The following is a 13,776-nucleotide window of genomic DNA, read 5'->3' on the forward strand; positions in this document are numbered from 1 at the left end:
AATCATACTTTATCTATTTATTTTAATTAAAATTAACATATTATAACAGTTAATGTGTGAATTGCTTACAGCTGATGGGCTTCCTCATAGAAAAATGATAAAAAGAAAAATTGTATTCCATACCTTTGCAAATCAATGAAAAATACTATAAGCTTATTCGATTTTTCGAAGAAAATAAATTATAAAAATGAACTGCTGGCTGGTTTTACGGTAGCGATGACGATGATCCCTGAATCTCTTTCGTTTGCTATTCTTGCCGGTTTGTCTCCTCTTACAGGGCTTTATGCAGCTTTTATGATGGGATTGGTAACCGCCGTTCTGGGAGGACGTCCCGGTATGGTTTCCGGTGGAGCTGGTGCAACCATCGTTGTATTGATTGCTCTGATACAATCTCATGGCGTAGAATATCTTTTTGCTACTGTAGCACTGGCCGGAATACTTCAAATGCTGGTAGGAATCTTTAAACTGGGAAAATTTGTGAGATTGATTCCGCAACCGGTTATGTACGGATTCCTGAACGGATTGGCCATTATTATCTTTATGGCGCAGGTAGAGCAGTTTAAAATTACAGACAGCAGCGGAGCCGTAAGCTGGCTGCAAGGAATGTCTTTGTATATAATGGCTGGTTTAACTGCCCTGACGATTGCCGTAGTCTATTTTTTTCCAAAAATAACGAAAACAGTTCCTGCTTCGCTCGTAGCGATCATTATTGTCTTTGCTGTAGTTCTTGGATTTAATATTCCAACCAAAACAGTAGCAGATATTGCTCATATCAGTGGAAACCTTCCAAGTTTTCATATTCCAAAAATCCCTTTTTCACTGGAAACGTTACAGATTATTTTTCCATATGCTTTAATTATGGCTGGAGTAGGCCTTATTGAATCTCTTCTGACATTATCCATGGTGGATGAAATCACCAATACAAAAGGAAGTGCCAATAAAGAATCTGTAGCTCAGGGATTAGCCAATATTACGAACGGTTTCTTTGGAGGAATGGGAGGCTGTGCAATGGTGGCACAAACTTTAGTGAATCTTAATGCAGGTTCCAGAGCAAGATTATCGGGAATAATAGCATCACTTCTAATTTTAATAATCATTTTGTGTGGAGCGCCTGTCATTGAGAGAATTCCTATGGCTGCTTTAGTAGGAGTAATGATGATGGTGGCAATCAGTACTTTTCAGTGGGTGTCTATCAGGATTGTTAATAAAATGCCAAAATCAGATATCTTCGTAGGAATTACTGTAGCATTGATTACTGTAATTTTACATAACCTGGCATTGGCAGTGTTAGTTGGAGTTATCATCTCTGCGCTGGTTTTTGCATGGGATAATGCCAAAAGAATACGGGCAAGAAAGTATATAGATGAAAACGGGGTGAAGTATTACGAAATATACGGACCGTTGTTTTTCGGTTCTGTAACAGCATTTACAGATAAGTTTGATCCAATGAATGATCCTGATCAAGTGGTTGTGGATTTTAAAGAAAGCCGTATTGTGGATATGAGTGCTATAGAAGCTTTAGGCAAATTATCTAAACGGTATAAAGAACAAAATAAAACAGTACACTTACGACATCTCAGTGAAGACTGTAGAAAAATATTGAAAAATGCAGAAGCTGTAGTAGAAGTTAATATCCAGGAGGATCCTACTTATAAGGTGATGCCGGAAAAATAAAGAAATTAAAATTGAATTTGTATCAATTATAAACCTCAATAACAAGACAAGGACTGTAAGAAAAAAATCTACAGTCCTTGCTTGTTTAGATGATTAATGTATCTGCAATAAAATCAGGCACTAAAGCATAGTGCGACAATTTCATGCTGATGGAAGCACGTCCGCTTGTCAGCGTTCTAAGATCAGAAATATACCCGAAAGTTGAAGCCAACGGAACTTCCGCTGCAAAAACTTTTCTTCCTGACCTTTCATCAATAGAAGTGATGATTCCCCTTCTTCTGTTGATATCTGCAGTGACAGCACCCGTATATTCTTCAATACTTTGAATCTCCACCTGCATGACTGGCTCCATAAGTTTGGGACTACATCCTTTGGCCGCAGCTTTGAATCCTTCTCTTGCCGCAATCTCAAAATCAAGCGCCGCAGAATCCTGAGCGTGGAAAGAACCGTCCAGAAGAGTAACCTTCATGTTTTCCAGAGGATATCCTTTTAAAGGTCCGTTTTCCATAGCTTCTCTGAATCCTTTTTCAACAGATGGAATAAATTCAGTGGGGATAACTCCTCCTTTGATCATATTGATAAATTCCAATCCATGTTCATTATCATTTCCTGGCCCGATCTCAAAACTGATATCAGCGAACTGCCCGCTTCCTCCGTTCTGTTTGGAAAGTTTCTCTCTATGAACTTTGGTTGCTGTTAAAATCTCACGATAAGAAACTTTAGGTTTTCCCTGATTAACTTCAATACCGTGATTCAGGCGTATTTTTTCCAAAGTAACCTCAAGATGAAGCTCTCCCAGTCCACTCAATAAAGTTTCTCCGGTCTGTTTATCCCTTTCAACCACCAAAGAAGGATCTTCTTCCTGGATTTTTGCCAGCACCAAACCAAATGATTTCTCATCACCATTGGTTTTCGGCTCAATAGCCACCCTGATAACAGGAGTTGGGATCGTAATCGATTCCAGCAATATAGGCTTGTCTATAGAAGATAAAGAGTCTCCAGTTTTGGCATCTTTTATTCCTGTCAAAGCAACAATATCTCCCGCTTTAGCTTCTTCCAGTGATAACGTTTTGTCAGACTGCATTTGTAAAATCCTGGAAATCCTGAAACTTTCGCCCGTTCTTACATTCAGTAAAGTATCTCCGGATTTAATTTTTCCGGAATATACACGGAGCATAGCCAGTCTTCCCATATGCTTGTCAATCACAACTTTGAAGACAAGCCCTGAAAAAGAAACAGTTTCATTCCTTTCCAGTGTTATCGTTTCTTCTGTGTGAGGATCTCTTCCATGCAGGTCAGCAAGCTGATCAGGTGCCGGAAGATACGCTACAACCGCATCAAGAAGAGGCTGAATTCCCTTATTCTTAAAGGCAGAACCACATAGAACGGGAACGGCAGATCCTGTTCTGCAGACTCTTTGTATAGCTTCTGTAACCATTTCAACATTGATTGTATGTTCAGTATCCATGAAGATTTCAAAAAACGTCTCATCATATTCTGCCAGGGTTTCCAGTAATTTGATTCTGTATTCATCGGCTTCAGGCTGAGAGGTGGCTGGAATTTCCTTCTCTGCAATAGTTTCTCCATTTTCATCGGTCCAGTATAATGCTTTCATTTTGACAAGATCAATGACACCTTCAAAATGGCTTTCAGCTCCAATCGGGATTTGAAGAGCCAGAGGAACAGTACTTAGCTTCGTTCTTATCTCATGAAGAACGGCAAAGAAATCTGCACCAATTCTGTCCATTTTGTTGATGAAACAAATCTTGGAGGTTCCATATTTTTCGGCCTGGAACCAAACATTTTCAGTCTGTGGCTGAACACCTGATGAAGCACAGAAAACTGCAACTACACTGTCCAGAACCCTTAGAGAACGCTCTACTTCTACTGCAAAATCAATGTGCCCCGGAGTATCAATAATGTTGATATTATAAACAGTATCATCTTTTTTCCATTGTGTTGAAACCGCAGCGGATGAAATGGTAATCCCTCTGTTTCTTTCCTGTATGTCTTTATCCATGGTGGTATTTCCGTCATCTACATTACCGATTTTATGGATAAGTCCTGTGTAATACAGAAGTCTTTCAGATAAAGTTGTTTTTCCCGCATCTACGTGTGCTATAATCCCTATATTTCGTGTGTTGTATTTCATTTTTTTTAATTTAAATTGTTGATTTTTAGATCTGTATTTGGAAAAGGCTCTGAAAAAAATAAACACAAAATACACTCCGGTCTCATGGAGCCGGTAAAAACATTTTTGTATTGTGTATCAAAGTGAAATTTTCAGAAATCTTAACAAATAACAGAAGTTGTGTGAATTGTTAAAGTCTGAAATTAGGGCAGCAAAAAAGACCTATCCGAATAGACAGGTCTTTAATATATTTTTGGGTATAAAAGATCTATAGAACTATTCAGATAAATATTCAGTGCTGCCAAAGAACACAGCTCTGACAGGATTACTTAAGTTAATAATATTTATCATTTTTGTTGACATTGTTGATTGTTAATCGGTTGCGAAATTATAATTTTTTTTTGATTTTCAAAGAATTTTTGAAAATATTTTTTGTGAACGGATATTAAACACTTTTTAAATCAACTTCTGAGAATCTTTCAAATCCATAGAATTTCATAAAAATATCTTAAAACAGATAACGAACGTAATGCTTTTATGATAAATATTTTATCTTTGGGAAGAATAGTATTGTAAACACTTTTTGATGATTAAAAAATTTTAAATCTTTTTCAAGAAGCTAAATAAAAACTTTTAACTTAAAACCTATTGAAAACAGATATCGACATCCATAACCACTGTCATTTTTCCTTTGACCTGTGGCTCACTTTAATCAAATCTCATCCTGAATTTAAAGCAAAAAGAGTTGAGCTGTTCTCCTCATTTTTTAACGTAGATAAACCGATAGAAGAAGTTGCGAAAACTGTAAAATATTACGATGATCTTTGCAATACTATTAATGAAGTGACTGGAGGGAATATAGACACTTTTGAAATTTATCTGATGATTCTTGGTTCTTTGGGCGTGGATATAAAGCAATTGAATAAAGAAAAACTTAATGAGTTTTACGGAAAAAGTGAAGATTTATTTCTGGAATACAGGCCGATTGTGATTTTTGAGAATATCCATGATTTTTTTGAGGATATTAAAAATCAGGGAAAGACCATTAATATTTTGAGCAATACAGGATTTATCAAAGGAAAAACCATGAGGAAATTTCTGATCCATGAAAATCTGGATCAGTACATAGATTTTCATATCTATTCTGATGAAATTAACTATTCCAAACCGAACCCGCTTATTTTTCAGGAAGTGAAGAATAATATCAAAGATCAGGATTTGCCAATGCATCAGATTCTGCATATCGGAGACAATCAGTTTGCAGATTATGAAGGGGCAAAAAACTTCGGTTTCAGTGCACATTTACTTAAACACTAAAAATAAACATGAATAAAAGATACAGCTTACACCACATTCATTCAGCAGATGAGTTTACTTTCTCACCCGCGGAATACAGCTATTTCAAATATGGCGATAAGTCGTATGCTGAAAAATTTGCAAGAGAATTATTCGACGGATTTATTTCCGAAAACGAAACACTTTTAGATACTGATAAAGAGATTGTAGTACTTCCAAGCCCTTATATGGCGATTCCTACGGCTTCTAATTTCTTATGTTTTTTCTTTAAAAAGCATCTGGATTTTTATCTGTTTCAAAAAGGGAAAAAGTCAAGCATTTTGTCAAAAATCAACCGTAATCATACCTATATCACAGATTATGGAAACCTCAATTTTGAAGACCGCAAAAATCTGATTGCGAATGATACTTATTATATCGATAAAGATTTTTTGAGAGGAAAACTTTGTATTTTTATAGACGATATAAAAATCACGGGAAGTCATGAATACACAGTCAACAGAATCCTGGACGAATATAGCGTAGAAGCAGACTTTATGTTCCTGTATTATGCTGAACTGATGAATTTTGACCTTGATCCTAAAATTGAAAACTTTTTTAACTATTACGCAGTAAAAAATGTAAATCATGTTGCAGAAGTGATGAATAAAGAGAGTTTTGAGTTCAATACAAGGATTGTAAAATATATTTTAGGCCTGGAATCAAGTAATTTTGACTATCTTACGTCTAAAGTAAAAAAAGAACAGATGGATTTGCTTTTGGAGCTGGCCATCAGCAACAATTATCATTTAATAAAAGAATACGAAAATAACATCAATACTTTAACACAAACGGAATTATATTATGGCTATTAACTTACAAAAAGGACAAAGAGAAAATATTAACGCACCTAAATTTACTGTAGGTTTAGGATGGGATATCAATAATACTTCTACAGGAACAGGATTTGACCTTGATGCCTCTTTGTTTTTGCTGGGAGACGACAAAAAATTAGTTTCAGATAATCACTTTATTTTCTATAACAACCTTGAGTCTCCGGATAAATCGGTAATCCACACAGGAGATAACCTTACAGGTGAAGGAGCTGGAGATGATGAACAGATCAAAATTGATCTTACCAAAATTGATGATGCCATCAAAGAAATTACAGTAGTGGTAACCATTCACGAAGCAGATTCAAGAAAACAAAACTTTGGACAGGTAAGAAATTCTTTCATCAGAATTTTCAATACAGATACGAATGAAGAGATCTTAAAATATGAATTAGATGAAGATTTCTCAATCGAAACTGCAGTAGAATTCGGAAGAATCTACAACAGAAACGGAGAATGGAAATTTGAGGCTGTAGGGGCAGGACAGAGAGAAGGCCTTGAGAAATTTGTATCAATTTATCAGAAGTAATTATGGACAATCAGGAAAATCAACCCATAGATCCACTAGGATCAATAGAACCTCTTAAAACCTTTGAACCTACTCCAATGGTTCCTCCAACTCCGGCTCAGTCTGCTCAGAATGCAGCGCCGGCGGTTCTTGTGGACAGAGAGGGAAATGTAAATCTGACACAACTGCAGTCAGAAGAACGTCAGAAATATGAAGTTCTTGCGAACTCTATTGATGAAGCCAATCCGGGCTCCATCGTGAACTTTGGAGCGGAACTTCAAAAAACATTAACTAACCAGAGTGACAGCTTTTTAGGAAATGTAAGAAGATCAAATTCCGGAGAAGTAGGAGGCCTTATCAATGATCTTTTGGTAGAGCTGAACTATGTAGATGTAGAAGAGCTTAACGGAAACAAAGTGAAAAGTTTTCTGAGCAAATTGCCATTCATGAAGAAGGTGATGACCCAGGTAGAGAACTTATTTGCAAAATACGATAAGATCATCAACAATATTGAGCAGATCTCGTATAAAGTAAATGCAGGAATTATCACTTCTACAAAAGATAATGCTGTACTTCAGACTATTTTTGAAAGCAACGTAAATTCTATCAAGCAGATTGAAGAACTTGTGATTGCCGGAAATATCAGAATGGAAAGAGCGGCAGTAGAGCTTGCTCAAATGGAGGCAGCTCCTCAGAATTTTCAGGATTATCAGATTGCGGATAAAAGAGATTTTATTGCAAGATTAGACAGAAGAATGGCTGATCTTAAAGTGGTGCGTGTGATTATGATGCAGTCACTTCCGCAGATCAGACTGGTACAGAACAACAACGTTTCTATTGCTGAAAAAGCTCAAACGATTCTTACCACGACACTTCCTGTTTGGAAAAATCAGCTTTCATTGGCTGTAGCAATGTACAGACAGCAGCAGAATATTGAAATCCAGCAGAAAGTATCTTCTACTACAGAAGAAATCTTAAGAAAGAATGCAGAACGTCTTGGCCAGAATTCAATAAATGTTGCCAGAGCGAACGAGCAGACGATTGTATCTGTGGAAACATTGAAAGAAACAACATCAATGTTGATCAATACATTGAATGAGGTGAAACAAATCCAGAAACAGGGAGCAGATAACAGAAGAAAACTGGATCAGGATCTTCAGACATTGGAACATGAACTAAAAGCGAATGTCAGAGGTTAATTTATAGGATACCAAGGTGGGGGATGATGCAGCAACCATATTGTCGCAAAGCAAAAGAAGATTAACAAAGCTTAAGCTTCTCGCTAATTTTTTTGAACATATTGACATCATATCAATTTACATCAAAACTGATATTATCCACAATCTGTTCCAGGAAAATACGGCTTTGGATTACAATAAACTGGAACTTTTCCACCTGCAGTATACTGACAGTCTCATAGAACTTCTTACTAAGATTAAAAAACAGAAGGAAAATGACATGCTGGCTGTTATCAATGAAATTAACATCAACAGTAAATATATTTCAGGTTTTGAAGAAAGACGGGTAGACAGTTTTGAGACTGACAGGAAAATGTACAGCGGTGTGTTTTCCCAACATTTGAAAACGGTATATAAAGACCTTACCGAAGATCGTTTTACGGCCAATTGGGAAAATGTACTGTATTTTCATAAAAAATATGCCCAGGAATTTTACAGAACAGAAGCAGATGAAACACTGCTGAAATCTGATTCTTTTCCTGCCTATCAGTATAAAGATTATTCCATTGAAAGAAAACTGTTGGGTAGGCTTAATATACAGAGATTTAAAGTACGTTTCGTATGTGGATACCTTATAGGAACCCATGATTATGAACTTTTTAAAATCTTTCAGTCTGATGATTATTTTATATTCAGTGTAGACGAAAAGAAATTGTATCTTTTTGACAAAGAATTGGATAAGCTGGATATTTCTGAAAATCAGTCTAATCAGAGCTCCATTATTGATCAGCTGAGAAATAAAAATGAACAGTTGGAAAACAGTATGAACGAAAGAAAACGTGCATTACCAGCTGAAGTGGAAGGTGTTTTGAAAGATTATATTAAAAACCTTGAAAATATGGATATTATGAGCAAAATATTTGATTTTGACGAAGAAACAAATATTCTGCGGGCGATGCTTAATTTGAATCTGAATAATAACTAAAACGAAATTTGTAAAGCAAAGAATACGCTTTTTTGCAAAAAGTATTTAACAACTAAACATAAAAAGATGGCTATCAACTTACAAAAAGGTCAGAGAATAAACCTTAAAAAAGAAAATGGAGCTGAGCTTTCTCAAGCTTGTGTGGGAATTAACTGGGGAGCAATTGAGAAAAAAGGATTTTTTGGAACTAAAAAAGAAGCAGTAGACTTAGATGGAAGCTGTATTTTATATGATTCAAACAAAAACGTTACTGAAGTAATCTATTTCGGAAACCTTAAATCCAGAAACGGATCTGTAAGACACAGCGGAGATGATCTTACCGGGGACGTAGATGGTGACGACGGATTGGATAATGAAGTAATCACTGTAGATTTCAGCCAATTGGAGCCTAACGTAGAACACGTTGCAATGGTACTGAACAGCTACAGAGGTCAGGATTTCGGAACCATTCCTTTTGCTTCTATCCGTATTTATGAAGGAACACCTACTAATGTGAGAGAAGTGTTTGCAAAATATGATATTGCCAATGATGCTTCTTTCAGAGGGCATGTTGCTATGGTAATGGGAGTGTTCTACAAGAGAAATGGAGAGTGGAAATTCAATGCAATAGGAGATCCTACTGCAGACAAAAAGCTGGAGCAGACGGTTCAGACAGTTCAGATGAATTATCTATAATCAATTGTCAATCAAAAGATAAATAAATTAGCAATATTTGTACTCTGTGCATCTATTGCTTTTATCATATAATAACATAACTCAAGTGGAACATCAAAGTATTTTAGAACTGCACCCAGGTCTGGTGTGGGGATTTGCAGTAACAGTCGTTATCATGCTGCTCCTGGACTTAGGGGTATTTAATAAAAAAAGTCATGAAGTCTCTTCCAAAGAAGCTACCATCTGGTCTATCGTATGGATCTCACTTTCAATGGTTTTTTCAGGAGTGGTGTATTGGGTATTCAATACCGATGGAAGTCCCGAAAGCCACGCTTTGGCAGTAGAGAAATTCACACAATACCAGGCTGCCTATTGGATTGAAAAGGCCCTGTCTGTGGATAACTTATTTGTATTTATCCTCGTTTTCGGTTTCTTTAAAGTTCCGAAATACCTTCATCATAAAGTTCTTTTCTGGGGAATTATCGGAGCATTGATCTTCAGAGCCATCTTCATTTTTGCTGGCGTAGGATTAATTAACCTGACTTACCTTCCTGAAATGAATATTTTTGGTAAAGCTGTACAAATCAATATCGTTATGGCGCTGTTCGGTTTATTTCTGGTATATGCTGGAATCAAATCCTGGGGCGACGGTGACGATGGTGACGACGAAGATTACAGTAATACAGCAGGAGCAAGATTGATCAAGAGTTTCTGGAAAGTTTCTGACAACTATGATGGAGATAAATTTTTCACCATTCAGAACGGGATCAAAATGGCAACTCCTCTTTTAGTGGTAGTTGGTGTTATTGAATTTACTGACGTTCTTTTTGCAGTAGATTCCATTCCGGCGATCTTCGCAATTTCAAATGATCCATTTATCCTTTATACGTCAAATATCTTCGCGATTTTAGGATTAAGATCATTATACTTTCTATTGGCGAACTTTATCCATATGTTCAGCAAACTTCCTTACGGATTGGCGATTATCCTGTCCTTTATTGGAGTTAAAATGCTTATCGCACCTTGGATTCATATTCCGTCTCCGGTTTCTTTGGGGATTGTAGGAGGAGTATTGGTGATCTCTGTTCTTTTATCCATCATCTTCCCTGAAAAAGAAGAAGATAAGAAAGAAGAATTGGAAGAAAAATAATCTTATTTAAAAATATATTAAAAGCCTCTGGAATTCAATTCTGGAGGCTTTTTTGTTGGAAGAACGCAAAGGTGCAAAGAAGATGAAAATTATGTGCTTTTTAAGACGCAAGAAAATCAAAGATTTTCAGCAAGGATAATTACTTATATTAATTATTCGCATTATTCAAAGCCATATTATTACCGGTATTCAATTTTATCGAAGATAAAATCTTTGCGCCTTAACACATTATTTTTCATAAAAACTTCGCGCCCTTTAGTTTTCCAACATTTTACCAAATAATTTTTTTTTAAAAAAAATACAGACAGACTGGTCTGTATATTATTTTTTTTCATACATTTGTTCCAGAAAAGAAAAACAATATGAAATCTCCAAGAGAAAGAATAGTAGAAACAACCTTTGAATTGTTTGCAAAACAAGGGTATAATTCTACAGGAATCAACCAGATCATTTCCGAGGCAGAAGTAGCTAAAGCAAGTTTTTATCAATATTTTAAATCCAAAGAAGATCTATGTGTAGAATTTCTGAAAGTAAGACATGAATATTGGTTCAGTGAACTCAGTAATTTTTTATCAAAGGAAAAAGACCCGAAATCTAAAACAACCAAAGCTTTCGATTTTCTGGTATATATGAATAAAAAAGAAAATTTCCGTGGGTGCAGCTTCCTGAATATTTTATCAGAAATTCCAATGGATAATATTAAAATACTCAGCGTAATTCAATCTCATAAAGCTGATCTCAGAAACTTTTTTTTAGAATTACTGAATGATGATACTCTTTCCGATCACATTTATATGCTTTTTGAAAGCAGCATTATAGAAAGCCAGCTTTTCAAATCCAATGAATTAATTGAAAAGTCAAAGAAAATAGCAACCAATTTAATACAATAAGTCATGGAACAAAAACATCCGCTTCCGCCCTTCACTCTTGAAACGGCACTGGAAAAAATTCAAATGGCAGAAGATGCCTGGAACAGTCAGGATCCTGAAAAGGTTTCCAAAGCATATACCATCGACAGCGAATGGAGAAACAGAGATACATTCGTGAATGGAAGAGAAAATATTGTAGTATTTCTACATAAAAAGTGGGAAAAAGAGCTTCATTATCATCTTAAAAAAGAATATTGGGCACACACAGACAACCGAATCGCTGTTCGTTTTGAATATGAATATCAGACTAAAGACGGCGACTGGTTCAGAGCCTATGGAAATGAGAACTGGGAATTTGATGAAAACGGGCTGATGGCGAAAAGATATGCAAGCATCAATGATCTGGCGATCAAAGAAGAAGATCGAAAGTTCAGATAAAATAATAAGAAATTATCTCAAAACTCAAATTATTTGGTTTTTGTCATTCTGACGAAGGAAGAATCTTAATAATAAACAATGATGTGAGATTCTTCACTACATTTCATTTCGTTCAGAATGACACTTCCAAGAAATACTTTTTTTAGATAAAATCTTTGTTTTGCATTCAAAAATTCATAACTCATCATTTATAATTCATCATTATTTTAACTGTTCTTCCCATGCAGCAGCTTATTAATCTTTCTCCTCGTCTGTACAGACACTTTATAAGCTTCATCACGTAATTTCTGTATTTTTCCTACAGGCTGAAAAAAGATCTTACTTTCAAAAGGATTGAATGAAAGCAGTTCATTGCTACAATCACGGGAATCCAGCAATGAATCTTTAGTTATTTTTACCTCACCGATTTTAATGAAGGGAGAATTTTTCCATTCTACATTCAGTTTATTGACCGGTTGATCATGAAGATCGTAACATAGCTGGATCAATATATCAGCAGTAAAATCATGGGCTTGCAGGTAATTTTTTAGTGAGTCTTTGATCTGCTGTTTTTTACCCGTATGTTTATCCACATTTTTAGGAGATAACTTTATTTTAATGATTTGATCTCCCAGTCGGTAAGCACCTACAGAATAATAATCAAAGGAGAGGATAAAATCGTTTCTTTTACCCATTAGCTTGATTATATTGCGAATCATATCACCTGTCAATGCAGAAGGAATTACTTTAATTATCTGAAGCAGCATTGGAAACAGACTGCTCCATTTTTTGATGTAAAACTTATTAATAGCGGTAAACAATTTCAGGAAAGTAGATACAGAATTAATCGGGAACAACGGAAAATTCACCAATGGATAATTGGCAAGTAATCCACCGTTCTCATCCTTGATCTGCACGGCAAACCCATAAGCAGGAATATCCTTTTTAGAGTTTTTAATTTTCAGCTGGGCATTGGAAAACCGGATGGTCAGATCAAATTTTTCCTTATCAAAAAAAGGCTGCAGTGATTCCGGAATATCCGGTTCAGTCCAGAATGTTCCCTTTGCTGCCGCATACGTTTTTGCATGGGCATTTCGGGTAGCATAATTGACGTCACTGATGGAAGAGGATTGTTCAACAAAATCCGCTATTGTTTTTTTATTGAGTTCCAGAAGTTTCTTTTCCTCCTCATTCAGTTCATCAAACTTCTTATTATATTTTAATGGATTTGGCATTTAGTTTTTAAAATTCAATTATAACGCCAAGTTTCGAAATCTGTGTTAAGTAAGTATTACAATTATTTGAATTTTGTGGAAAAGATGTTTAAAAATAGGGAAATGTAAGGCAATATGATTAGTAGATGTTAAAAAATAAGCTGTTTAACTTGTTGATTATTAGTATCTAGTTTTTTTTAATAAGAATGAATTAAAAGCGTGTTGTTATGATAGGAAATGCTCCGGATTTTTAAACTTCCCTCATCGAGCTTCCATCTTCCAACTCTAAAAAGCCTTATCTTTGTAAAAAAATTATAATATGGGAGTAGCAGATATGTTATTTAAACGTAAAAAAGAATTGGCAGAAAAGAACCTGAAAGACGGTAAAGAATATATGGAAGAGTATGGTAAGAGAGAAAGCGTTGTGCAGTTACCAAGCGGCTTACAGTATGAAATCATTACAGAAGGAGATGGAGCAAAACCAGGTCCTAAGTCTACTGTAAAATGCCACTACCATGGAACTACCATTTCCGGAAAGGTATTTGACAGTTCTGTAAAAAGAGGTACACCTGCATCGTTCCCTTTAAACAGAGTAATTTCAGGTTGGACAGAAGCACTTCAGCTGATGCCGGTTGGCAGCAAATGGAGACTGATTATTCCTCCGCATTTAGCGTATGGAGATCAGGAAATCAGCAAAGAAATTGGTCCTAACAGTACCCTTGTCTTTGAAGTAGAATTGCTGGATATTAAATAATCCTTCTTAAAAATAGATTAAAAAATTACCTGAGATCAGGTAATTTTTTTTATTTATACTATATTCGTATTGAT

At 35.6% G+C, this 13,776-nt stretch carries 13 protein-coding genes; 11 read left to right on the forward strand and 2 right to left on the reverse strand.

All coding sequences use genetic code 11. From position 1 onward, the window contains the following. The first annotated feature begins 135 nt into the window (after positions 1-135). On the forward strand, positions 136-1,674 hold the full coding sequence (locus FN817_RS20205; RefSeq protein ID WP_142719504.1) for a SulP family inorganic anion transporter: 1,539 nt from the start codon (positions 136-138) through the stop codon (positions 1,672-1,674). An 85-nt stretch (positions 1,675-1,759) separates the two neighbouring features. On the opposite strand, the gene fusA is transcribed toward FN817_RS20205, so the two are convergent. Further along, positions 1,760-3,826 carry an elongation factor G gene (gene fusA / locus FN817_RS20210; RefSeq protein WP_142719505.1) on the reverse strand — a complete coding sequence of 689 codons (2,067 nt, stop codon included), beginning with the start codon at positions 3,824-3,826 and terminating at the stop codon, positions 1,760-1,762. Positions 3,827-4,453: 627 nt separating this feature from the next. Between fusA and FN817_RS20215 the strand changes: the two genes are divergently transcribed. The 9 genes from FN817_RS20215 to FN817_RS20255 all read left to right on the forward strand — a co-directional run bounded on the left by FN817_RS20215 (position 4,454) and on the right by FN817_RS20255 (position 11,755). Continuing rightward, positions 4,454-5,122 carry an HAD family hydrolase gene (locus tag FN817_RS20215; RefSeq protein WP_142719506.1) on the forward strand — a complete coding sequence of 223 codons (669 nt, stop codon included), beginning with the start codon at positions 4,454-4,456 and terminating at the stop codon, positions 5,120-5,122. An 8-nt stretch (positions 5,123-5,130) separates the two neighbouring features. Beyond that, on the forward strand, positions 5,131-5,955 hold the full coding sequence (locus tag FN817_RS20220) for a phosphoribosyltransferase family protein (RefSeq protein ID WP_142719507.1): 825 nt from the start codon (positions 5,131-5,133) through the stop codon (positions 5,953-5,955). Then, positions 5,945-6,502, forward strand: a complete 558-nt coding sequence (locus FN817_RS20225) for a TerD family protein (protein ID WP_142719508.1) — start codon at positions 5,945-5,947, stop codon at positions 6,500-6,502. Before FN817_RS20220 ends, FN817_RS20225 begins: the two co-directional genes overlap by 11 nt. A gap of 2 nt (positions 6,503-6,504) precedes the next feature. Then, complete coding sequence (locus FN817_RS20230) at positions 6,505-7,680, forward strand: toxic anion resistance protein (protein ID WP_185149927.1); 1,176 nt, start codon at positions 6,505-6,507, stop codon at positions 7,678-7,680. A 16-nt stretch (positions 7,681-7,696) separates the two neighbouring features. Beyond that, the gene (locus tag FN817_RS20235) at positions 7,697-8,644 is read left to right on the forward strand and encodes a hypothetical protein (protein WP_142719509.1); all 948 of its coding nucleotides are present in this window, start codon (positions 7,697-7,699) and stop codon (positions 8,642-8,644) included. 66 nt (positions 8,645-8,710) lie between these two features. Then, entirely contained in the window at positions 8,711-9,319 is a 609-nt protein-coding gene (locus FN817_RS20240) for a TerD family protein (protein ID WP_047424109.1), read from the forward strand. Between the two features lie 85 nt (positions 9,320-9,404). Further along, the gene (locus FN817_RS20245) at positions 9,405-10,448 is read left to right on the forward strand and encodes a TerC/Alx family metal homeostasis membrane protein (RefSeq protein WP_142719510.1); all 1,044 of its coding nucleotides are present in this window, start codon (positions 9,405-9,407) and stop codon (positions 10,446-10,448) included. A gap of 362 nt (positions 10,449-10,810) precedes the next feature. Then, positions 10,811-11,338 carry a TetR/AcrR family transcriptional regulator gene (locus FN817_RS20250; RefSeq protein WP_142719511.1) on the forward strand — a complete coding sequence of 176 codons (528 nt, stop codon included), beginning with the start codon at positions 10,811-10,813 and terminating at the stop codon, positions 11,336-11,338. 3 nt (positions 11,339-11,341) lie between these two features. Further along, entirely contained in the window at positions 11,342-11,755 is a 414-nt protein-coding gene (locus FN817_RS20255) for a nuclear transport factor 2 family protein (RefSeq protein ID WP_142719512.1), read from the forward strand. Between the two features lie 206 nt (positions 11,756-11,961). Here FN817_RS20255 and FN817_RS20260 read toward each other — a convergent pair whose 3' ends face one another. Continuing rightward, a complete protein-coding gene (locus FN817_RS20260) occupies positions 11,962-12,969 on the reverse strand; it encodes a catalase family protein (protein ID WP_142719513.1) in 1,008 nt (335 codons plus the stop codon). 298 nt (positions 12,970-13,267) lie between these two features. Between FN817_RS20260 and FN817_RS20265 the strand changes: the two genes are divergently transcribed. Next, positions 13,268-13,702, forward strand: a complete 435-nt coding sequence (locus FN817_RS20265) for an FKBP-type peptidyl-prolyl cis-trans isomerase (protein ID WP_051934256.1) — start codon at positions 13,268-13,270, stop codon at positions 13,700-13,702. The last annotated feature ends 74 nt before the right edge of the window (positions 13,703-13,776 follow it).

Source organism: Chryseobacterium rhizoplanae, assembly GCF_900182655.1.
Classification (GTDB): Bacteria; Bacteroidota; Bacteroidia; order Flavobacteriales; family Weeksellaceae; genus Chryseobacterium; species Chryseobacterium rhizoplanae.

Excerpts from the sequence above, each read along its gene's own strand:
- FN817_RS20205 (WP_142719504.1), top strand. The coding sequence starts at position 136 with ATGAAAAATACTATAAGCTTATTCGATTTTTCGAAGAAAATAAATTAT.
- fusA (WP_142719505.1), bottom strand. The coding sequence starts at position 3,826 with ATGAAATACAACACACGAAATATAGGGATTATAGCACACGTAGATGCG.
- FN817_RS20220 (WP_142719507.1), top strand. The coding sequence starts at position 5,131 with ATGAATAAAAGATACAGCTTACACCACATTCATTCAGCAGATGAGTTT.
- FN817_RS20225 (WP_142719508.1), top strand. The coding sequence starts at position 5,945 with ATGGCTATTAACTTACAAAAAGGACAAAGAGAAAATATTAACGCACCT.
- FN817_RS20230 (WP_185149927.1), top strand. The coding sequence starts at position 6,505 with ATGGACAATCAGGAAAATCAACCCATAGATCCACTAGGATCAATAGAA.
- FN817_RS20240 (WP_047424109.1), top strand. The coding sequence starts at position 8,711 with ATGGCTATCAACTTACAAAAAGGTCAGAGAATAAACCTTAAAAAAGAA.
- FN817_RS20250 (WP_142719511.1), top strand. The coding sequence starts at position 10,811 with ATGAAATCTCCAAGAGAAAGAATAGTAGAAACAACCTTTGAATTGTTT.
- FN817_RS20255 (WP_142719512.1), top strand. The coding sequence starts at position 11,342 with ATGGAACAAAAACATCCGCTTCCGCCCTTCACTCTTGAAACGGCACTG.
- FN817_RS20260 (WP_142719513.1), bottom strand. The coding sequence starts at position 12,969 with ATGCCAAATCCATTAAAATATAATAAGAAGTTTGATGAACTGAATGAG.
- FN817_RS20265 (WP_051934256.1), top strand. The coding sequence starts at position 13,268 with ATGGGAGTAGCAGATATGTTATTTAAACGTAAAAAAGAATTGGCAGAA.